Here is a 22655-nt window from a genome sequence, read left to right as displayed (position 1 = left end):
TCTTAGTGTAAATTCGTTTGATCTGTTAAATCTGTGGGCACTAAACCATTTCAATAGCTTCCTCAATTGTAGTATATACTTTTTGAAGCTGTTCATCAGTCATAATATATGGAGGAAGAATGTAAACAATATTTCCAACCGGACGCAGAACAACTCCTTTTTCAATAAAGAAATTATACAGTTTGTTGCGCATAGATCCGTAGTAACTTTCTTCAGAATCCGATTTTATTTCAACAGCAAAAATAACTCCCAAAGTTCTGGCAGTAATTACTTTTGGATGCTTTTCAATTTTCTTTTGAAAGTTTAAATGACTTGCATTTATTCTTTCAATATTCTGCTGCATTTCCTTAGTCTGCAATAAATCTATACTTGCCAGTGCGGCTGCGCAGCCTGTAGGATTCGCCGTAAAAGTATGACCATGAAATAAGGCTTTATTAATATCATCATCATAAAATGCATCAAAAATATCCTGGGTAAAAGTCGTAATTGCCATTGGAATTGTGCCTCCGGTCAATGCTTTCGAAAGACAAATCATATCCGGTTCTTCAGAAACATAATCCATTGCGAAGGTTTTTCCGGTTTTACCAAAACCCGTCATAACTTCATCGGCAATAGTCAGGACTTTATTTTCTTTACAAATCCCAATTAATTTTGATAAAGCTTCCGGTTCATACATCACCATTCCGGCCGCGCCTTGTACTAAAGGTTCGAAAATAAATCCGGCGCAGTTATTATTTTTTATTGCATTTTCTAAAGCATCAAAACTCGTTTGCTCCTGCCCTTTTACCGGAACCGGAATTCTGACCACATCAATAAACATTCCCTGAAAAGCTTGGGTATAAAAGGATATGCCGCTCGCTGCCATTGCCGCAAAAGTATCTCCGTGAAAAGCGTTTTCAAAAGCGATAATGGTGGTCCGTTTTTTATTTTTATTGAAGAAATATTGAAGTGCTGCTTTTATTGCTACTTCAACAGCCGTTGATCCATTATCTGAAAAGAAAATTTTCTGCTGGTTTTTGGGCAGAATTTCCATTAACCTTTCAGCTATTTTTACTGCCGGTTCATGAGTAAAACCTCCAAACAAAACATGCTCCAAAGTGGTCAATTGTTTGTAAATAGCATCTGCAATAAATTTATTACTATGTCCAAACGGATTTACCCACCACGAAGCAATGGCGTCAATATATTGTTTATTATTTTCATCCCAAAGCAATGCACCTTCTGCCCGCGTAATTGCAATGGGTGTTTGCGATGTTTTATGCTGTGTATAGGGATGCCACAAATATTGGCTGTCTTTTTCTGTTAAGCTCATTTGATTTTAGATTGTAGAATTTAGATTTTAGATTTTTCCAAAGCAAATAGGTTATCTCTAAATAAATCAGCGTATTCTTTTATTACATTTTGATCGAAATACGGTTCTTCGTCAATTCTTCCGATACAGTTGATTTTTGTTTTATTTAAAATCAAACTTTCGGTTGATTTGTTTTCGCTTCCGCTGAAGATAATTCCCGATACGTTAAATCCTCTATTCTGAATAGCTTCAATCGTTAATAAAGTATGATTGATACTTCCTAAATAATGTCTTGAGACGATAACAATTTTATAATCGGGTTGTATTAAATCGATAATTGTTTCTTCTTCATTTAACGGAACAAAAATTCCACCGGCACCTTCAATAACTAAATTATTCTTCGTTTTTGGTTCCTGAATTTGATTTAACTCTATTTTAATTCCGTCAATTTCTGCTGCCAAATGCGGACTTGCCGGCGTATTTAACTTATAGCTGTTCTCAAATATTTGAGTTTTTGTATTAGAAATTCGGGACTGAATTTTGTGACTGTCAGAATTATCTAAATCCCCAGCCTGAATAGGTTTCCAATAATCAGCTTCTAAAGCCTCAACGATAATCGAAGAAGCAATTGTTTTACCAACATCTGTTGAAATTCCTGTTACGAATATTTTCATAATTATATTGACCGCGGATTTTATTTTTTAATTAGTCTTGACTTAATAATCAGTGCAAACCTGTTACATCTGTTTTATCAGTGGGTCATAGACAGAATCGATTCAAAAATTCTTATTTTCTTATTTAAAAATCTTTTAATTCAAAATTGGTTTTACATTATAACCTGCTTTTCTTAATAAATTAATAACTCCAATTTCTCCTGCTAAATGTCCGGATCCAACAGCAAAAAATACACTTTGTTTTTTCATTAGTTCGGGCATATTTTTTACCCAGTTTAAATTTCTTTCGTCAAGAATAATCTTTTTTGTTTTTTCACTTGTAAACTTTTTGTCGGTTGTAAAATCATACAACAAATCAATATTTTCTTGTTTATAAGTCGAAACTAATTTAGCCGATTCTTCAGGCGTTGACTCTTCCAGCATCGCAATCATTTCTTCATTTGAATACGCATTTTCAAGTATACCGAATTGTTCTTTGACCGTTTCTAGTCCGCCAATTTCAACGTTTCTGTTTTTAGCCTGCCCGATAAATTCCATTTCGTAGAATTTCAAATCTGTGCAGCCAAAACTTTTCATAGAGATTAAACTCATTACAGTCAATAAACTAAAACTATCGACTTGCTGTACCGTCATTCCGGTAGTCTTTTTCAGAATTTCATTTAATTTGGACAATTGTTCCGGATTCAGTTTTTTGCTTAAAGGCTCTTTTCCCATTGCTAATTGCTGCATTTCAGACATTTCTTTCGGATCAGAAAAATTGACTTCTAAAACCAGTTTTTCAGAAGTTTCTAAAGCTTTCTTGGTTTTATCTGTCAGAAAATAATCCGAAGAACAAATCATGTGAATTGTTCCGTACAAATAAGAAGGTTTAGAAAGTCCGTTTCCGGAAACTTCCCATAAAAGAGAATTTTCTAATTTAGGAGATGCAGTTTGGGCCTTTATTGTTGTTCCAAAAATAATAGTTATGAATGCTATAAATAAGTTTACTATTTTTTTCATTTTGAAATTGATTATGTTAATGCCAAATTTGTTGTGTAATTACGGCATGTGAGTATTAGAATTGTCAAAACATTAAAAAAACATTTGTTACAAAATTTAAAGTGAATACATTGAGAATGAATTATAGCTTAAAAGTTAATCAAACTCAAAACGACATTTAGAGCATTTGTATTTATGTTTCGAATAAAGAGGCATCATTGCAAGTAGCAATAACAATATAAAAGCTAACATTGTTTTTACATCTTTTATAGAAGTAACCATTTCTGTTTCTTCGGCACCACACTTTGGACATTTGAGTAATTTATGATCTTCATCTAATGAAAATTGACTAACTTCTGAAAGAACTTTATTTGCTTTTTCATAATCTTCAGCTCTAACAAAAAGTTTAACGCCGCCAATTGCATTACTCAATAACGGATTTGAGTTAATCGTATTTATATCTCTTGAAAAAACCTCAATTCCTTCCGATTCAAGTTTTCCCTGAAAAATAAGCGCTTCTGAAGAATACTGATAACGCTTGACTAATTTAAAATCTGCAGCCATATTATTTAAAAAACAAGTCGTGTAATAATTCTAAAACCTGTTTAATTTCGTCCTGAGAATTATAACTGTGAATACAAAATCGTAATCGTTCCTGACCCTCAGGAACTGTTGGAGAAAGTATAGGTTTTACATCAAAACCTTTATCTTGTAACTGCTGTGCCAGTTTCTTGACGTTTTCATTGCCCTGAACAATAGCAGACTGAATTGCCGATTTACTTCGGACAAACATTGGTTTTAAACCAAGCAAGTTTTTCTGCTGATTAAAAAATACGATATTCTGACGCAGTTTTTCTATTGCTTCTGTTTCTATTTCCAGTTGTTGATAGGCCGTTAAAATCGTAGCGACAGCATGTGGAGATAACCCCGTGGTGTAAATAAAACTTCTGGCAAAATTTATCAGATATTCTTTTAGTTGAGGACTTCCAAGAACTACTGCGCCATGGCAGCCTAAACCTTTTCCGAAAGTCATAATTCTGGCAAAAATTCTATTATGCAAATTTAAATATTGAGTAAGTCCTTCCCCTTTATCTCCAAATACACCCAAAGTGTGTGCTTCATCAACTATGAGATAACAATTGTGTTTTTCACAAAGCTGTACCAACTCTTCTAAGTTTGGACTGTCGCCATCCATAGAAAAAACAGTTTCTGTAACAATGTAAAGGTTCGTTTTTGAAAATTTCAGTATCAGATGTTCTAAATCTTCAAAATCGTTGTGATTAAATTTATATGATTTTGCGTTTGACATTGAAATTCCATCCCGAATGGAAGCATGACTTAATTCATCATACAAAATAATATCATTTCTTTGCGGTACAGCGCTAAAAAATCCAACATTGGCATCATAACCCGAATTAAAAATTAAAGCCGATTCTGCGTCATGAAATTGCGAAATATAATTTTCGCTGATTTGATATAAAGAATGATTGCCTGAAATTAATCTCGAACCAGTTGCTCCGTTTTGGAAAATTTCGTTTTCAAGCAAATAAGCATGAGTCAGTTTAAAGATTGATTCTGATTTTGAAAATCCAATATAATCATTAGAAGATAAATCGACCAAATTGTTAAATACAGGAAGTTTCCGAATCGAATTATTTTCTTTTCGTTTTTCGAGTTTCTGATTAAGGTTTTCAGGTAATTTCATAAAAACAAAGTTATGAAATTGAAATTTGATAAAACAAACAGCGGGTTTTCATGTTCCCGCTGTTTTTTAATTATTTTAAATGGCACTAATAAAAGGCGATTGCCTGCTGTAATTAGATTTGGTCATTTCATTAACCATAAACCCGGCAATATCAAACGCACTAATTTTATCTCCTAAACAATCTTCGAGATTTACTGCTATTTCATAACTATGATCTGTAAATTCAATAAACGGAACACGAACCTGAGTCCAGTTTATTTCACTTTCAACTAAAAGATCATAGGCTTTTTGACGATCTTCCTGAATTAACGGAAAATTAGTTTTCATCCAGTCTGTTGCCATAATTGTTTTGGGGCTTTTTTTATCGAATGGTGTATCGATGTTAAGACCTGCAAGAAAAACATAACGTTCAATTCCGTAATCTTTCATTCCTTTCAAAACATTTTTTGCAGTTTCTGCTGCAACAAGAGGCTCATCTTTTCTCTGACTAATTGTACTTACAACAGCCTGACAGTCTTTAAGCAATAATTTTATAGCATCAAAATCGAGAACATCGCCTTGGATAATTTCTATATTATGATTTTGAATTTCGAAGTTTTCAGGATTTCTAAGTAAAATTTTTAAACTAAATCCTTTTTTCAATAACTGGTTTACAAGATATTTACCAGTTCTTCCGCTGCCGCCCAGAACAGCAACTTTTGATATATTTTTCATATGTATTCTTTATAAAATTTGACATAAATAATTTGCGCTTTATCAGACCGATAAAACGAAAGCATAAAAGCTTACTGAGCTTTTATAAAGCGATCAAATATTTTATAAAGAGATTCTAATACTTCAAAAGTAAAAAATAAAAAAGTTAAACAAAAGTCTGGCTGTCAAAATATTATGAAATTTCTTTTTTGCACCTCAATAAAACTGGAACTGCTGAAACTAAAAAAGCCACTCACGATGTGAATGGCTTTTAAAATTATTTCGAAATTGTTATTAGTCAACTAAAACAATTATCTTATTGTCTTTCATTTCGATTGTACCTGACGTAATCTCTAATGTATAGGTTTGGTCATTAACTTTCGTAAATTTATCTGCTACCTCTTTAGAAAAATTGAAACTAGGAGCTGCAATTTTTATAGTTCCTTTTTCTAAAATAGAAACAATAGGCGCGTGATGATTCAATATTTGAAAGCTTCCATCAACTCCAGGTAATGTAACTGAAGTTACTTCTCCTGAAAATAATTTTGCCTCTGGTGATACTATTTCTAAAGTCATCTTTTTTTAGTTTACAGTCTCAGTTATAAGTCTCAGTATAAATACTGTGACTGAATACTGAAAACTAGATTATGCTTCTGCCAACATTTTTTCTCCAGCTTCGATTGCATCCTGAATAGAACCTTTCAGGTTGAAAGCAGCTTCCGGAAGGTGATCTAATTCACCATCGATAATCATGTTAAATCCTTTGATAGTATCTTTAATATCAACTAATACACCTGGAATACCTGTAAACTGCTCTGCTACGTGGAATGGCTGAGACAAGAAACGCTGTACACGACGTGCTCTTGATACAGAAAGTTTATCTTCTTCTGATAACTCTTCCATACCTAAGATTGCGATGATATCCTGAAGTTGTTTGTATTTTTGAAGAATTTCTTTTACTCTTTGTGCACAGTTGTAGTGCTCATCTCCTAAGATGTGCGGAGTTAAAATTCTTGAAGTAGAATCTAACGGGTCAACCGCCGGATAAATACCTAACTCAGCAATTTTACGAGACAATACAGTTGTAGCATCTAAGTGAGCAAACGTTGTTGCTGGTGCCGGGTCAGTTAAGTCATCCGCAGGAACGTAAACCGCTTGTACAGATGTAATAGATCCTTTATTTGTAGATGTAATACGCTCTTGCATAGCTCCCATCTCCGTTGCTAATGTTGGCTGGTAACCTACTGCAGAAGGCATACGTCCTAAAAGTGCTGATACCTCAGAACCTGCTTGTGTAAAACGGAAGATATTATCAACGAAGAATAATACATCTTTTCCCTGATCTGTTCCAGCTCCATCACGGAAATACTCAGCGATAGATAATCCTGAAAGTGCCACACGTGCACGAGCTCCAGGCGGCTCATTCATTTGTCCGAAAACGAAAGTAGCTTTAGACTCTCTCATTCCCTGCATATCTACTTTAGATAAATCCCATCCTCCATTTTCCATAGAGTGCATGAAATCATCACCGTATTTAATAATTCCTGACTCTAACATCTCACGAAGCAAGTCATTTCCTTCACGTGTTCTTTCACCTACTCCAGCGAATACTGAAAGTCCACCGTGACCTTTTGCGATATTGTTAATCAACTCCTGAATCAATACTGTTTTACCAACACCAGCACCACCAAACAATCCAATTTTACCTCCTTTTGCGTAAGGCTCAATTAAATCGATTACTTTGATACCTGTAAATAAAACTTCAGATGAAGTTGACAGATCTTCGAATTTTGGAGCTTGTCTGTGAATTGGCAAACCGTTTTCTCCTGTTTTAGGCAAATTACCTAAACCATCAATGGCATCTCCAACAACATTAAATAATCTTCCATATACATCTGGACCGATTGGCATTTGGATTGGATTTCCAGTTCCAACTACTTCATATCCTCTGCTTAAACCATCTGTTGAATCCATAGAAATGGTACGAACAGTGTTTTCACCAATATGAGATTGTACTTCTAGAACTAATAACGTTCCATCTTTTTTAGTGACTTCTAGTGAATCATAAATTTTTGGAAGTTCAACATCCTTACCGTTGAAAACTACGTCTACTACTGGTCCAATGATTTGAGCAACTTTTCCTATTACTTTTGACATTACTTATGTATTTATTAAATAGCTATTTAGGTTTATCGAAAATACCTCTTTTTTCAGAGCGCAAAGATAATTTTTTAAAATATAAAATCAATTTTTTTTTCATAAAAAATACCATGATTTTGTTTGATTCCTAAAAACAGACTTTTAAAATGTCGTTTATGTCATTTTTTAACGAAATAAAAAAAGCCACTACATTTTAAAAAATGTGTGGCTTTCTTAATTTAAAAATGGTAAATTATAATGACGCCGGATATTGAATTGGATATAATCCTAAATCAACATGACGTAATGTAGAACCATATTTAGCATTTATTGCATCAATAAATATATTAGCAATCAACCCATATCCTCTTCCGCTTGGATGAACTCCATCTAATGAGAAAGCTCCACCGGTTACATACGTAGAAGACATTGTGTAATTACCAAATCTGTATCCACCAGTTGCCAACTGAGTTAAGATCGCTCTTGTATCAACAAAAGCTAAACCTTTTTCTTTTGCTACTGCTTCAATCGTTATATTGTAGGCATCTGTTGCATTTTTTATTTCTGTTATTTCAACCGGAATCAAAACGTGTTTATCTTGTAAAGGATATGTTATTCCAAATTTATCTAATGGTGCCGGCGGTGCAATACCAAGTCCTGAATCTGACGCTTTTGGCGCTGCTCCAATATCTGTTCTTGTTGGTAAAACCACCAAGTCTGTTGCTCTTGCTTGTCTGGCCTGACCAAAAACAGCTCCATAAAAAGCTGCAGTCTGTGCTCCCAATGAAGGCGTAAATGCCGCTGTGAGCTGAGCAGACAAATTAGGAAGAGACTCATCTTTTATTAATACCGGATTTGCAGCAGTTTCAGACAGTAAACTAATTCTATCGCCTGCATTAAAAACTGTTAAAGCTTGTTTCAGCGGCCCATACAATTGCGCATTCAATGCTTTAATTGTTGCTTTTCCTACCGCTTCATTGTTGCCTCCAAGAGATTTTGCTGTAAGCGGATTGTACGGCACAGTTGTAAAATAAGGCAACGCTGTAATATATGGCAGGTTTGCCACTACTCCTTTTGCTCCATTTGCAGTTAAACTTGTTACCAGTGTATTATAAACATTGGCAAAAACTGCTGGATCTGTAATATCATTTCCTCCATAAGTAGCAGGATTTAAATTCCCTTTTTGATCTTTTCCAACTCCTCCGGAAGTTGCATAACTCAAAACATCATTTCCTCCAATAAACAAAGAAAAGAAAGTAGGTGCCTGTGTTACAGCATCAGCTAAAACCGTAGTTGAAGGCGAACTTGCGAATCTTGCAAAATAAGGATTTGCTGCTCCGGATGCTACTCCGGCAACATTTCCATATCCCGGCGCAACTAAGTGAAAACTTTTTGCCCCCGGAACACCTAAGTTGTTAAATGGTCCTGTAAGGTGAGCCGTAATTTCAGTGGTTGGTTTTCCTGTCACATTTACTGGTCCTACTCCGTTAAAGTATAGTCTTGTTGCCGCAACAACATTTCCCCCTAACAATAGTCCTCCCAAATTATCATTCATTAACGGAGTTGTAAAAGTTCCTCCGCCTGCGGCTGTAAACTGCTGTGCTAAAATATTAGTATAAGCTCCTTCCTGTCCTTTTTTGAAAAGAGCATTATCGCTGTAACCAGCAGCAAAAGAATCTCCTAAAGCCACATATTTTGTAAAAACTGCCGAACCCGGAGTTACCGGAACTTCTTCTGGAGTGTTATTATCATCGTCATTATTACAAGCTGCTAAAAAGGTTAAAGAAACCAAAAATAGCCATTTTATATTTTTTTTCATGTTAGTACTTTTTAAATTATTACCTCTTCATTTTTCATCAGACTAATCTGAGTCTGTTCACGCAGATAATTATATCATTTAAGGATTAATTGTCCATGAAGCAAACCATTGCTGACCAATCATACCTGCCCCAATTACCTGAAGATAATCTTTTCCGAAAAGATTTGTTGCACCAACTTTTATTACAGATTTTAATTTTGGCAGTGCATAATTTATCTGAGCATCAAGAACAGTATTTTCCGGGATAATTCCGTCTCCAAAAGATGATTCCCATAAGTATTCTGTATTCCATCTCACATTCACATTGAATCCTAAGTTTTTAATAACTTTAGAATTTCCTAACGAAGCTTTAATTCTGTGTTTTGGAGTATTAAATCCTGCAACGAAATCAGGGTCATCTTGTTGCTTAAAATTAAACTGAGCATAATTGTAATTAACTCCCAACTCAAAATCTTTATATACTTTTTTAGACAAACCAACGCCGAATCCTAAAGAAGAAATTTGAGCTGTCGTATTAGTATAAACCTGATACACTCTTCTGTCACCAAAAGCTAATGCCTGATATGTTTGTTGTACTGCAGGATTACTTGGATCTGTTCCTACTGTTCCGTAATAAGGAGAAATAACTCTTGCCGTATTCATGAAATCATTATAGATATTGTAATATCCGTTAATATCAATTGATAAATCATTTTGAACAACAGTACGGTATCCCGCCTCAAAAGCCTGCACTTGTTCCGGTTTTACTAATCCGATGTTCGCAACCTGAAGATCATTTGGATTTGAAGAAGCTGCAAATGCCTGAACAGAAGCTACTGTATAAGCATTATGATAAGCATTCTGACCAGACATATTAATCGTAGCCGGCTGACCAGCAACTGCCTGTCCTGCTGAACTTACATTTACTGTTTCCTGAAAACGGTCCAGATTTTCAGCTGCAGAACCAATTAATGCAAATGGACCTAAATCCAAACCAATATATTGATCTTGTGTTGTTGGGTTACGGAAACCTGTTTGATAAGAAACTCTAAAGTTATGTCTTTTAGACTCCCCTGCAGAATATACAAATGACACACGCGGAGAAACATTTCCGTCAAAGTTCTGACTTTTATCGTAACGTAAGGACCCTGTAAATTTCAATCTGTCGTCTAAGAATTTTTTCTGTAATTGAGCATAAGCTCCATATTCTTTATAATCGATTGGTCCGTCGTAATCTGTAAAGATTGTTCCTTCAGAATTCATCACATATTTTCTCCAAGAACCACCAACCTGAATTTCAGCCCATTTGATAATATCTCTAAAATTATAATTTACATCTGAATGGTATAATTTTGAATGATCAATAAATTTAGCACCTTGTGTTAAATCAGGATTTGAAACAACCGTTGCTAAAGCATTATTAAACTGAGCAGAACCCGGTTCAAATCTAGGAGAACCTGTTGGTTTTGGAATAAAAGAAATAGCAGCCGGAAGAACATTATAGTCTGCAAAGTTTCTAGCTATTGCAGCAGACTCATTTGCATTTGTTCCCATAACTGCACCTGCATATTGATAAGCCGTAGCATAATTTGTAAACCATTCCGTATCTGATTTTGCAGCTCTGTTCACATTCCATGCAGCAAATCTCATATCATAAGAATCTCCTGCATCTTCACTTGTAAAATATATTCTTCCAAAAAAGTTTTTTCCTTTTACCTCAAATTTACCTTGCTGCATTAAGAAATCTTTTAATGCATATCTGTTTGCACCTTGATAAATCGTACTACCTGTACCAATTTTATATTGCAAAATAAATTCTGTGTCATCCGCCCAAGGTTTAATATGAGCACTAAAATCGGCTTTCATACTTTTAACTTTATTATCAGTCAAATCTTGTTCGCGGTAACCAGTTCTGCTTACCTGACCAACATTTGAAATAAAAGTTGTAACCTCATCACCATAAATATTTAATCCATCATAATTTTGATTTACCGCATGACTGTCACCTCCCGGCGTCATACTTCTTTTATCTCCGGCGATCCATTCGGTAGCCCTCATGTAAGTAAAATTAGCTTTCATAGCAAAATGCTTAGTAAATGCTTTTGCCGCTCTAATTCCGAAATCATTATAATCATTTGTTCCGGCAATATCCTGGTTAGTTTGTCCGTATTTATAATAAACACTAATTCCTTCGTTTGTGAAAGGGCTTTTACTATTCATAAACATGATTCCGTTGAAGGCATTGGCACCATACAGAGCAGAAGAAGCTCCCGGTAAAAGCTCCACACTTGCAACATCAATATCAGAAACACCAATTAAGTTTCCTAATACAAAGTTTAATGCCGGAGAAGAGTTATCCATCCCGTCTACTAACTGCATAAATCTGGTATTGGCTACTGTAGCAAATCCACGAGTATTAATTGATTTAAAAGAAATACTGCTCGTGTTGAAATGCACTTCTTTTAAATTTTCTAATCCATCATAGAAACTCGGAGCCGTTGTATTTTTAATTTCCTGAATCCCCATCCTTTCAATAGTAACAGGAGATTCGATAACTCTTTCAGGAGTTCTTGAAGCAGATACTACAATCTCGTCCAGTTTAGTTTCTTCATCTTTTAAAACAACATTTAATTTTTGATTTACAGATGTAACATTGATTGTTTGCGCTTCAAATCCCACTGCAGATACCTTTATTGAAAAAGGGAATTTAGCACTTGTGGTTAATTTAAATGTTCCGTCAAAATCAGTTGATACACCTCCGCTGCCTCCAAGTACAACAACATTGGCACCGGGAATAGATTGTTTGTTACTATCAGTAACAGAACCTGTAATTGTATTCTGCGCAAAAGATATTCCGCTGAAAAACAACATAATTAGCAAGTAGACTCTCATTAGGTTAGTTTTTGGTTAGTTCTTATTAGTTTTAATAGCCAAAATACAAATATTTTTAATATTAATAAAAAAACGTTAAAAAAAATTAATATTAATCACAATTTTTAAAAGTATTTTAACTATTTCGTAATTGATTTTATTAAATAAAAATCAATATTAAACTAAGAAAAATTACAATACTATGCATACATATAAAATTTTTATTGTTTTTTGAGGATTTAATAAAAATACATAGCTAAGAAAAAAAATATGGCAATAAAAAAAAGCGAGACCTAAATCTCGCTTTTTTAACATTATTGATATTTTCTCTATCTTAATTGGAATTTAATTCTATTTTATCTAATCTGCTTTGCAAATTAGTAATTTGTTTGTTTTGTTGAATAACATATAGTGTTAGTTCTTCAATTTTTTGTAAAAGTTTAGAATTCATTTCTCCTAAACTAATTCCATTTTCTAAAACTTCTTTTTCGTTTGGAATATTTTCTAAGTAACCTTTTTCTTTTATATGTTCTTCAACTTGCTGAAGTGTAGGCAGGATATATTCTTTTTTAAATACAAAATCTGACCATTTGTCCATATCAACCTTAACCTCTTTTGAATGTATTGTCCCGTTTACATCTAGTTTATTTAATGGATTTAAAACACCTATACCAACATTTCCATTACCTAAAATTCTCATTTTTTCCGTTTGTTTTGTCACATACGATTCTTGGGTAAAAAACTGCATCCCATAGGTGTTATTTCCTCCGCTTTGAGTAATACTTTTTATAGAAGTACCATAAATTCCATTATTATAAATAGTCTGTGCAATCATAGTAGCAGACTCATTATCTGAGTTAATAAGATTTCGAACAAGTAAGTTCCCATTATTAATCTCTAACTTAGCAAGAGGTGTAGAAGTTCCTATCCCAACGCTTCCATTTATGGTTTGATTACCTTCAAAATTATTAATTCCTCTTGTTGCCAATTCAACCCAATTTGTGTTTTGAGCAGACAAATCGCTTGCTGCAATTTTTCTAAAAAACAGCCTGTCATTAACAGCAAAAGTAGATGCTATTTGTAATTGATAATTATTTGTCGTTCCTATGTGTCTTGCAACAATTAAATGTTGCCATACTTGACTATTATCAGGAACCATACCAATAGTAGTTGTATTTAATCCATTATAAATTCCAGATTTAATAGGAGCTGAAAAATTCGTAATAGTTGCAGGAGCAAATCCATCTCCTATTTGTTGGGCTGATAATGCACTTAAAATAAAGAATAAAATTATTATAAATTTTAATTTCATAATTATTTATTTAAATTTAAGTTTTTCAATTTCTTCATTTTGCCTTTCAATTTCTTTTTTCATTTCAATCATATAAAGTGTTAGTTCTTCTATTTTTTGAAGTAGTCTTGAATTCATCTCTCCAAGATTAATTCCATTTTCTAAAACTTCTTTCTCATTAGGAATATTTTCTAAATGGCCTTTTTCTTTAATGTGTTTTTCAACTTCTGCAAGTGTTGGTAAATTATAGTCATTTTTGAATACAAAATCTGCCCATCCTATTGCCTGTACTTTTACTTCTCTTGCTCCAACTGAACCTTCAACTGCCAGTTTATGTGTTCCTGTAGTTGTTGTGCCAACACCTAGACTTCCAGAAACGAAACTATTAGCCGTCCCAGTAATTTTTAAAATACCCGAAGATTCAATATCACTTTTCGAGTCTAATAAAGTTCGCCATTCGCCCCAATAGTTCTGATTATAGAAGGCGCTCCTAAACATCATTTTATCACCTTCCCAAGTACTTTTAAAATATAGTTGAGAAACTGAATGCGCATATTTTCCGTAAATTTCTAACAAAGACCCATAGGTCGATGGCGCACCAGTTCCTGCATAATTATCCCAAAGCTTTATAGACATTGGGTTAATTCCAACCCTGGGCAGTGCATTAAAATCTTTTTGTTCTGTGTTCCATCTTAAGCTATTAGAACCTAAATTACCATCAAAAGTCTGGCAGTAAATAAATGCATTAAAAAACATTACTGCAAAAAACATTATTTTTTTCATATTTAAATTTTTATTTTTTAAGTTAAATCCTGTTAAATTATTTTTTATAATAAAGCGAGATATATGGCGTCAATAAATTTGAGTTCCCTTTTTCTAGGTTCACTTCAGTGAAACAATGAATCTTGTTTACAATAACTTTCTAATAAATACTTTGAGCAAATTCCTCCCCAAAACAGTGAGGAAATAAAAATAAGAAAAAATACGACAAATTTAAAGCCGCAATTCTATAACTATCATTTCTATCTCTAACCTCAAATGTCTTATACCAATACCACCACCATTTTCGTACATGACATTAAACTTTCCACTGTGAATACCAATGACACCTGTACGTTGTTCAAAACCCCGATAGCGCAGATTTGCAATCTGTGCCCACAAAGTAGATCTACGTGCTATAGCTTTTTTAATTTATACTTCACTTTTTCTATTACTGCAAACTATCCTTTAATACTTAATTCTTGGGTGCTTTTCTTTGCGGGCACAGATTGCAAATCTGCGCTATCATTGTGGAAAAACATATCTGCACGAACGGGTTGCACCAAAACTAATCCTGCATTATTTGATGCGGCATTCCAATCACCTGTTTTAACATACTCAGCGTAGGCAGTACCAAAATGTACACTCCTGCACTTATTAATGCAGCTCCAACTAGACTAGGAACTACTCCAGATTTAATATCTTAATTATATTCTCATCAAATAGATTCTTTGAATAAATCATAATTATATAAAAACTTTGATGCCCCTTGTAAAATAAAAATAATGTTGGGGTTATTCGTTTAGTAAAATCTAAAAGTATTTGGTGTTCTCCTTTTTCATCACTGAAGGACATTTGATTTATTGAACCATAAAACCCCTTATAATTAGTTTCCTTAAAGGTTCTCTCTATTTTTGAATATTTATCTAAATTTACATTGATGGCAGAATTAAAAACAAAACCATAGTTAATTGTTAATTCTAATTTGCTGCCTTTATTTAATATTTCTCCAGAGTCAAATTTCACATCTTCAAGATCAACATTTTGGTTAATGGTTGATTTTTTCAATTCAGCATTACCCAAGTCTTTAAACTCCCATACCATTACATTATAAATATCCTTATAATCAAAATTATTATAGACATCTCTTTCTTTTACATAACTAAAACAGAAATTAGTATTAATATCTTTTTTAGCAGAGTCTTTAAAAATCCATATATATTGTTTGTAAGTCTGCCAATCCGAAGAGTGACTGTATCTTATAATACCATAAAAAATATAAGATAAATAGCTAATTACTAGCATGCTTATACTTGCTATTATTATTATTTTCAAAGTCTTATTCATATCAAATTTAGTAATAAAATGGTGTTATTTGTGGAATTATTGAAAGAACATACCATGCTTTTGACAAAGATTGGCCTATATTATTCATTATATGACTCATATGGTTTGTAAATTCTTGCGGACTAAAATATAAAGTTGTTCCAACTGAAGATCCCCCGCTGGCGCGAGCATCTTGCTCGTGAACACAATCTGAATACATTTATATTTTATTAGAAGATAACTCCTGTTTTATTCCCAAATTTATATTTTTACTCATCTTTAACATTTTACACTTTAATCTGTATACGATCACACGAAAGGATTCGTGAAGCAACAGATCTAATTACAATAAGTTTTCAAAAGAAATTTTGTTAAAATGGATCCCCAAATTATTGACGCAGAAAAAAAAATAAAAAATAAAAAAGTTAGCAATATTGATATTTTGTTACTTGAAAAAAACTTAGGTTTTTCCTTGACTATTTTTATGGCTCTTTTAGATTTATAAAAATAAAAATAATTAAATAAGTTCGCTAGACAGATAATACCCATCCATATAATACCATTGGTTTGTGTACACTTATAAAAAATTAATATTATTTCTAAGATTATATTTAAAAAAAAACCCTCTGTAGCACTTAAAGCAATTATTGTTAATAAATGAGGTTCACTATCTTTAATTATCTTTTTATAAAATAAATAATAATAATAATATATGACATCCATAAGATTCTTTTCATTTAAATTAATAACCAAAATGCTCTTCCCTAAAATTATACCAATAATCATTTTTCCATTGTTGATACCAAGTAGTCTTTGTTATTGCTCTTCCACCTTCCCAGCCGATACCCCAAGCCACTCCATAAGTTCCTCCAAAGGTTGCATATAAATTGGAAGATTGTTCCATTATCATGCCTGACGTATTTAACTCTCCATTATTATATTGATTATTTATTGACCAAGCGTTATAAGTTCCTAGCCCATATCCGCCTATCTTAAAACCAGTTGAAACTCTTGATGCTAAAGCTACTTTTCCTCCTGTAGCTCCATTACCGTTAAAATGCTGACCATATGTCTTCCATTTTTTTATACTATACCATGTTTCTTTATTAAACATTTTATATTCACCTATTGCAAAAGCTGTACCCATTGTTGTAATTACTGCGCCAGTTGAATCATATTCATTATATGGCACTCGTAGTTTTTCATTATATTGCACTATTAATGGTCTTGTGTCTCCAACATTATTTGCTTTCTTAAAATCAAAATCATCACCATCACTTTTAAGCTCAACAACTGGCTGATTTTGTGTAACACCATTTTGTTTATCTTTAGAACTATCATAACCAAAATCGGTTTCAAATGATATATTAAAAAAGACACCTGCATTTTTCGAGGCTGCTCCCCAGTCTCCTGTTTGTTTAAATTCGCTGTAAGCTGCTGCAAAATGCCCAACACCCGCAGCTATTAATCCAGCTCCTATAACTGCGCCTGTTCCTGCAGAAAATATGGTCAATGCCGTTCCGGCTATTATTTCGAGACCGGCAAATATATCATTAAAACTTAGTTTAAATTTTTCTCCGCTATAATCTGTAAATTTTAACGGGTTATTTAATACATAACCATACCTGTTATAGTTTTGTGTATTTAACGGATCCTGCACAAAATTATCAGGCTGTAAAAAGCGATGCAGTTTAGGATCATAAATACGACCGTTCATGTTTATTAATCCAACGCTTTGCAAGTGTTCATGACCTGTATAACCTCTGTCAAGAACTGTAAGACCCTTTAAAATATTACCAGCACCGTCTTGTACTTTTATAATTGCTCCCCATGCATCAAATGATCTTTTCTCTACAATCGCTCCAGTCTGATCAGTTATAGCTATTATAGACCCTTGATAATCTCGTTGTAAATATAAATAATTCTGTGTTGTCCCATTACTTTTTACTACCATAGGTGCACTGTATGCATCACCTCCAATATAAGTAATAAACTCAAAAGTGCCTGCTATCATATTTTGCTTAACTTCCATAGTACCATCGGCAGAATAATATTTACGGAAAGGTCTTTGCAGCTTATCTGTCTGTAAACCTCCATAAAACATGGCAGTACGGCTGTTATTATCGGTGTATTCAAAACTTATTTTATCTATTCCCGTTTCTTCTATTTCTACAGGACTTTTAAACACGTTATAAGTAATCGTTTGTGTTGGCCTTGTAGTATAATAAGTTGATGCCTCCGAAGAAAGTGTTATATCTGAGTTTTGATAAGGCTTATCTTTTGAATAAGTGTATTTCCCTAAATTGTTTTCAGTAATTCTTCCCTGATCGTCATAAAGTTGTTTTTCCTGCAATCCTTGAACATTGGTAAACTCTATTAAACGGTCTTGCTTATCATATTTAAAACTTTCTTTTGTTCCCATTAAGTTATTGGTACGACTTGTCAGATTTCCAAGTTTAACATCAAAAACTGTATTTAATGTTAGAATATTAGCTGAGTTAGCAGTTTTATCAAATTTATATTGTGACGCAAAACCATAAGTATCATAAGCATTAGTAATAGCTGTTGGTCCATTTTGTGCACTTGTAAGCTGTCCTCTAGCATTAATAGCATTAGCCTGCCAAAGTACAACGTTTGTATTATTATCGATTATTTGCCAAGGAGAACCATTTTTGTATGTGTTTTTTATTGTTTTGGTAGTTGTTGTTCCACCAGCAACTGCCGTAGATGTTTCTGTATCGATTCTGCCAAAATCGTCGTAAGTTACCTCTTTTGTAAAACTTGTATAAGGAGTGGTTTCAATTGTTTTGACAATACGTTTGTAAGTATCATAGGTATAACTATTTGTAATTGTATTTGTGCCATTACTTAAATCTTCAAACTTATTACTTAAAAGTAATTTAGATATAGAGTCATAAGTGTATGTTGTTTTTGAGTTGGTCTTAGTTCCTGATACTGTTTTTCCAATTATTTTCCCTTCCGTATTGAGTGTATAAGTTATTGTTCCATTTGGAGTTGTTTCTTTTGTGATTTCTCCCAGATCATTGCATTCATAGCTATAAGTACCAGCTGAAGAATCTATTAACTTTGTTTTTCTTCCCCAGCCATCTTGTGAAATAGTAGTTTTTACGCCTCCATAGTCCGAATCCTTTAAATTACCATTGGCAAAATAGGTATATTTTATCGTCCCTCCCGGAGTGTCTGTCATTGAAATCACATTCCCCATCGCATTTTTAACGTATGTTTTTGACTTTACACCATCGCTTGATGTTGTACTAAGCCCTGAAAAGGTAATATCTGTAGTTTTTCCTGTAAATGTAATATTCTGAATTGTTCTTCCATATTCATCATACTTTGTTTCATTCCATTGTGTCCCAGATAATCCAACATACGGTTCACTTATTTTATAATTACGATTATAAATATCATAGCCATAATCTATATAAGCGAAAGTGCCATTTAAGTTCTTTCCTCCTAATTTTATTTTTCTGCCCAGATCATCAAAAGTTTCTTCACTACTACTACCATCATCTGCAATAGTTGTGATAATTATCTTCTCTCCATTACGAGTATATGTATAAATCTTATTTTTACCCAAGTAATCAATTGTTTTAGTCTTTTTTAACCAGCTGTCGTATTCGTAAATTGTCTTTAATCCGTAAGGATTAGTTTCTGAAAGCAATGTTCCATTACTCAAATTATATGTAAAGTCGGTAGAGAGTCCTTCTATATTAGTGCTTTTTATCACAAATCGCCCTGAAGGATCATATACATAACTGGTTATTCTTGATGCAAGTCCAGGTACTGATATGGTTTTTTTAGTAATATTTCCAAATGCATCGAATATATTATCCTCTGTAATATAATTGGTATTGTTCCCTTTTTTCTTAATCTGAGTAAGTAGACTATTGGTATACACATATTGTTCTTCTGATGTCATTACATCACCAGATATAGTGATGCTTTGAGTTTTACCGGAAGCTCTGCCTACTATATAAGGGGAAACCGAAGGAGAAATATATTTAATATCTGCTACTGTTGTTTGTACCGTTGATCCAGATTCTTTTAAATAAGTAGTAGCTTTTACAGGATTATTATAAGCATCATAACTTATAGACGTTTCGCTACTAGTACCTTCCAGGTTATTATATTCTTTAGTTTTGATATTTTTAATCTTAAACACTTTATTCGACAATAATTCACTCTCATAAGTCAGTAAAGATTTTGTTATAAAATTAGTTGGTGTATTTAAAGATTTCCCAGCATTCCCATCTTCATTTATTTTTGCTGTAAATGTACTTCCTGACTTAATCCATGTATTAGGTTTTAAAATAATGCTTTGTGTTGCAACCAAATTATCAGAAGTTGTTATTGTATAATTATTTTCTTTTAAGATATTAGTTGCCATAATGGCTCCATTTGGGTTTGGCATTAATGGTTTATAATATCCCAAAACAGTATAGTTTTCGACATTTATACCTCTTAAATTAATATCATTTAAAGAAAGAGTCGTAACAATCTGCTCATCCTTTTCATACCAGTTCGTTTTAGATGTAGAACGAAAACCTAGAAAACCTATTCCGTTTGCATTAGTTACCGCACCTAAATAAGAGTACTGTTGTTTTTTATAAACAGCTACGCTCTGTTTTTCCAGCATTGAAACAATCTTAAAACCCGGCGCAATTACAATATCAGTATTGGGAAAAGTCTCTATTAGAGCTGTTGGACTATAAATAGGTTCATACGGGTCTTGTTTTAAAGATTTATACGTTATAGTTTCTTTTATTCCATTTCCATTTGTAATTCGTTTTAAAAGCACATCTTCACGATTATCTTTAGGACTTTTAAAAGATTTAATCATGTTATCATAAATTACACTGTACTCCAAATTTTGATTTACCTGATTGTGATTAGTAAAAATTGGAATAGAGTTTCTGCCTATTCCTGCAAACTCTTCTGGAGCTCCAATTGCAGAAAATTTAATTTCTTTATCTGTCACAATTTGATTTTCATACAAAATCAATTTCGTCACTATCGGAGATCCTGTTTTTCCAAAAAAACCATCTTGCGCAGCTGTTAAATTTTGTTGATATAAAATATCTGTTTTCCCATCTCCATTATAATCATTAGCTATATAAGTACTTTCTTTTAAACTATAGGGATACCTTTCAACTCCATCACTACTTTTAACTTGATAATAGCCTACATTTCCATTTTCATAAGGCAACCCAATAGTTGAGTTTATTTTTTTTAGTGATGTACCTGTACTAAGATAAAAATTCCAATTATCTTTATTCAATTCGTTAGGTATAACAAAATCAATTTTTCCATCTCCATTATAGTCCCCCACTAAAATTGGTCGATCAAGAGCTATACCAGAATCTGTTAATTCATTTTTATATAGTAAGGTTAATTTATTATTTTTATCTAAATCATATATTTTTATAAAACCAGATTCAAAAACATAAATATCAGACTTTCCATCACCATTAAAATCAGCTATATAGATTTTTGTACCATTACCAACACTCATAGTAATATTTCCAATATTATCCGGTTGGTCAGATATAATCCTTCTGTCTAAATTAAAAAAATGGACTGTTCCTCCTTGATATAAAGTTCTTTGATATTCTGTTGTACGGTTTCCAAAATTACAGACCGTCATATCGTAATAAAAACTTTTTTCAATTGCGATAACATCTGTAAGTCCGTCTCCATTAAAATCTCCACTATAATAATCGATAGGAATGTTTTCTAAAACTATTCCTTTATAGTCTTTAGAATCACAATAAGACCAATTTGATGCTTTAGTTACTGTTTTACTAAAATTGTATTTCTTTTCGTAATGTTTTGTAGTGGATGAAGTAGAACCAGATCCATGTAGTGAAATAATACAACTTTCATCTGTTTTTTTTAACACAGCCCATCCTTGAGGTAATAATTTATTATCTGAACTTAAGAAAGCAGCGGGAAAAATATTTTCAAAAGTTCCTACATTATCTTGTTGTCCAGTATTAAGTCTTCCTGACACAATATTTGAAAACAAAGTATATTTATCTTTTAATCCTACTGTTTTTGAATATAAGATAATATCTGTTTTACCATCATTATCAAAATCACCAGTAATATAATCCGTATTCAAGTTAGTTATTCCCGACCATCCTAATGTTGCTTCTATATTCGCTTTTAGGGGAGTAGGACTAGTAGTATCATCATAGCTAAAAGTAGTAGGACTATAACTTTTAGCATTATCACCACTTTTTTCTGTAATAGATTTTAAACGTTGATAATTTAAAGAAGTTGTTTCTTGATCTAAAACATAATTCCTAAAACCTAATCCATTTCCAATAACATTAATTTCTTTCAGAATTGTATTTCTAATAATGCTAAGCCCGCCTATATAAGCCTGTTCAGCTCGTTTCCTATCATTATATTTAAATCTAATTTCATTTATAGGTGTTGCCGTTGCAATACTACCATATTTTATAGATATTATATTTAATACATTATTAAATGAATTATCTGATGCAGAATAATTATAGCTTATTCGCACTCCTTGAGGATTTTCCCAATATGTAATTGCCCAATCTGTTACAGATCTAGAATCCGCAGAATAACCATAATAAGCTTTGGAACCATCCGGATATTCAACTAAAAAATAAGCAGGACCATAATTTACACCCAAAGGATGTGCTCCAAAAGACGTTATTTTTATATTAGAAAAACTTTCTGTCTCATAAATTGTTTTATCAGCTCCATAAACTCCATCAGTTCCATTTTTTACTATTAAGCGCTGACCGTCTAATGAAAATCGATCTAAAGCATTAAAATCAACCGCATCAATAACATCGTCATGAAATTTGGTAGCTGGGATTCTAGAAATGGTTGAAATTCCTGATACATTCCATCCGTAACCTGCAATGCCATTTCCAGACTGACTATTATATGTTAAACTAATTTGAGGCACAACACCATTAATTCCAGTTGGAACTGCAATTGGAACTGTATAAGTCGCTGCTCCTGACAGAGAGACTGATAATTCCCCCTCTGTAACACCAACTTCTGATGACTGCCCAAAAGAAAACAAACCAATTATTAAAAACGAAAGAGTAAAATAAAACTTCTTCATA

General features: G+C 32.8%; 15 protein-coding genes. 1 reads left to right on the top strand and 14 read right to left on the bottom strand.

Features of this window, described 5'->3' with window-relative positions; genetic code table 11:
* Window positions 1-40: 40 nt before the first annotated feature.
* From bioA to ASE21_RS07840, 13 genes are all read right to left on the bottom strand, one after another.
* Window positions 41-1312: an adenosylmethionine--8-amino-7-oxononanoate transaminase gene (bioA, locus tag ASE21_RS07900; protein ID WP_057122057.1), complete on the bottom strand. Its 1272-nt coding sequence runs from the start codon at window positions 1310-1312 to the stop codon at window positions 41-43.
* A 20-nt stretch (window positions 1313-1332) separates the two neighbouring features.
* A complete protein-coding gene (gene bioD, locus ASE21_RS07895; protein ID WP_057122056.1) occupies window positions 1333-1965 on the bottom strand; it encodes a dethiobiotin synthase in 633 nt (210 codons plus the stop codon).
* 135 nt (window positions 1966-2100) lie between these two features.
* On the bottom strand, window positions 2101-2964 hold the full coding sequence (locus ASE21_RS07890; RefSeq protein ID WP_057122055.1) for a TraB/GumN family protein: 864 nt from the start codon (window positions 2962-2964) through the stop codon (window positions 2101-2103).
* Window positions 2965-3099: 135 nt separating this feature from the next.
* Window positions 3100-3507, bottom strand: a complete 408-nt coding sequence (locus ASE21_RS07885; RefSeq protein WP_057122054.1) for a putative signal transducing protein — start codon at window positions 3505-3507, stop codon at window positions 3100-3102.
* Between the two features lies 1 nt (window position 3508).
* Window positions 3509-4648: an aminotransferase class I/II-fold pyridoxal phosphate-dependent enzyme gene (locus tag ASE21_RS07880; RefSeq protein ID WP_057122053.1), complete on the bottom strand. Its 1140-nt coding sequence runs from the start codon at window positions 4646-4648 to the stop codon at window positions 3509-3511.
* A gap of 75 nt (window positions 4649-4723) precedes the next feature.
* Window positions 4724-5362 (bottom strand): NAD(P)-dependent oxidoreductase, encoded by a 639-nt coding sequence (locus ASE21_RS07875; protein WP_057122052.1) that lies wholly within the window; start codon window positions 5360-5362, stop codon window positions 4724-4726.
* 273 nt (window positions 5363-5635) lie between these two features.
* The gene (locus ASE21_RS07870; protein WP_057122051.1) at window positions 5636-5917 is read right to left on the bottom strand and encodes a F0F1 ATP synthase subunit epsilon; all 282 of its coding nucleotides are present in this window, start codon (window positions 5915-5917) and stop codon (window positions 5636-5638) included.
* A 69-nt stretch (window positions 5918-5986) separates the two neighbouring features.
* On the bottom strand, window positions 5987-7498 hold the full coding sequence (gene atpD, locus ASE21_RS07865) for a F0F1 ATP synthase subunit beta (RefSeq protein WP_057122050.1): 1512 nt from the start codon (window positions 7496-7498) through the stop codon (window positions 5987-5989).
* Between the two features lie 235 nt (window positions 7499-7733).
* Window positions 7734-9299, bottom strand: a complete 1566-nt coding sequence (locus ASE21_RS07860; protein ID WP_057122049.1) for a hypothetical protein — start codon at window positions 9297-9299, stop codon at window positions 7734-7736.
* Between the two features lie 78 nt (window positions 9300-9377).
* A complete protein-coding gene (locus tag ASE21_RS07855; RefSeq protein ID WP_057122048.1) occupies window positions 9378-12170 on the bottom strand; it encodes a TonB-dependent receptor in 2793 nt (930 codons plus the stop codon).
* 313 nt (window positions 12171-12483) lie between these two features.
* Window positions 12484-13461: a hypothetical protein gene (locus tag ASE21_RS21930; RefSeq protein WP_057122047.1), complete on the bottom strand. Its 978-nt coding sequence runs from the start codon at window positions 13459-13461 to the stop codon at window positions 12484-12486.
* Between the two features lie 6 nt (window positions 13462-13467).
* The gene (locus tag ASE21_RS07845) at window positions 13468-14223 is read right to left on the bottom strand and encodes a tail fiber protein (RefSeq protein WP_057122046.1); all 756 of its coding nucleotides are present in this window, start codon (window positions 14221-14223) and stop codon (window positions 13468-13470) included.
* Window positions 14224-14883: 660 nt separating this feature from the next.
* Window positions 14884-15546, bottom strand: a complete 663-nt coding sequence (locus ASE21_RS07840) for a hypothetical protein (RefSeq protein WP_128414669.1) — start codon at window positions 15544-15546, stop codon at window positions 14884-14886.
* Window positions 15547-15901: 355 nt separating this feature from the next.
* On the opposite strand from ASE21_RS07840, the gene ASE21_RS22395 reads away from it, so the two are divergent.
* Window positions 15902-16030 carry a hypothetical protein gene (locus ASE21_RS22395; protein WP_262487406.1) on the top strand — a complete coding sequence of 43 codons (129 nt, stop codon included), beginning with the start codon at window positions 15902-15904 and terminating at the stop codon, window positions 16028-16030.
* A 237-nt stretch (window positions 16031-16267) separates the two neighbouring features.
* Here the strand turns inward: ASE21_RS22395 and ASE21_RS07825 are convergent, their stop codons facing one another.
* A complete protein-coding gene (locus tag ASE21_RS07825) occupies window positions 16268-22654 on the bottom strand; it encodes an FG-GAP-like repeat-containing protein (protein WP_057122042.1) in 6387 nt (2128 codons plus the stop codon).
* Window position 22655: the final 1 nt, after the last annotated feature.

This window comes from Flavobacterium sp. Root901 (assembly GCF_001429765.1).
GTDB lineage: Bacteria > Bacteroidota > Bacteroidia > Flavobacteriales > Flavobacteriaceae > Flavobacterium.
The sequence above is the reverse complement of the archived record's forward strand: the minus strand, read 5'-3'. Positions and strand labels throughout refer to the sequence as shown.

Bases quoted from the DNA above. Each gene is read 5' to 3' on its own strand.
- ASE21_RS22395 (WP_262487406.1), top strand. From the start codon at position 15,902: ATGGATCCCCAAATTATTGACGCAGAAAAAAAAATAAAAAATAAAAAA.
- ASE21_RS07885 (WP_057122054.1), bottom strand. From the start codon at position 3,507: ATGGCTGCAGATTTTAAATTAGTCAAGCGTTATCAGTATTCTTCAGAA.
- atpD (WP_057122050.1), bottom strand. From the start codon at position 7,498: ATGTCAAAAGTAATAGGAAAAGTTGCTCAAATCATTGGACCAGTAGTA.
- ASE21_RS07825 (WP_057122042.1), bottom strand. From the start codon at position 22,654: ATGAAGAAGTTTTATTTTACTCTTTCGTTTTTAATAATTGGTTTGTTT.
- ASE21_RS07880 (WP_057122053.1), bottom strand. From the start codon at position 4,648: ATGAAATTACCTGAAAACCTTAATCAGAAACTCGAAAAACGAAAAGAA.
- ASE21_RS07875 (WP_057122052.1), bottom strand. From the start codon at position 5,362: ATGAAAAATATATCAAAAGTTGCTGTTCTGGGCGGCAGCGGAAGAACT.
- ASE21_RS21930 (WP_057122047.1), bottom strand. From the start codon at position 13,461: ATGAAATTAAAATTTATAATAATTTTATTCTTTATTTTAAGTGCATTA.
- bioD (WP_057122056.1), bottom strand. From the start codon at position 1,965: ATGAAAATATTCGTAACAGGAATTTCAACAGATGTTGGTAAAACAATT.
- ASE21_RS07840 (WP_128414669.1), bottom strand. From the start codon at position 15,546: ATGAATAAGACTTTGAAAATAATAATAATAGCAAGTATAAGCATGCTA.
- bioA (WP_057122057.1), bottom strand. From the start codon at position 1,312: ATGAGCTTAACAGAAAAAGACAGCCAATATTTGTGGCATCCCTATACA.
- ASE21_RS07870 (WP_057122051.1), bottom strand. From the start codon at position 5,917: ATGACTTTAGAAATAGTATCACCAGAGGCAAAATTATTTTCAGGAGAA.
- ASE21_RS07855 (WP_057122048.1), bottom strand. From the start codon at position 12,170: ATGAGAGTCTACTTGCTAATTATGTTGTTTTTCAGCGGAATATCTTTT.
- ASE21_RS07845 (WP_057122046.1), bottom strand. From the start codon at position 14,223: ATGAAAAAAATAATGTTTTTTGCAGTAATGTTTTTTAATGCATTTATT.
- ASE21_RS07860 (WP_057122049.1), bottom strand. From the start codon at position 9,299: ATGAAAAAAAATATAAAATGGCTATTTTTGGTTTCTTTAACCTTTTTA.
- ASE21_RS07890 (WP_057122055.1), bottom strand. From the start codon at position 2,964: ATGAAAAAAATAGTAAACTTATTTATAGCATTCATAACTATTATTTTT.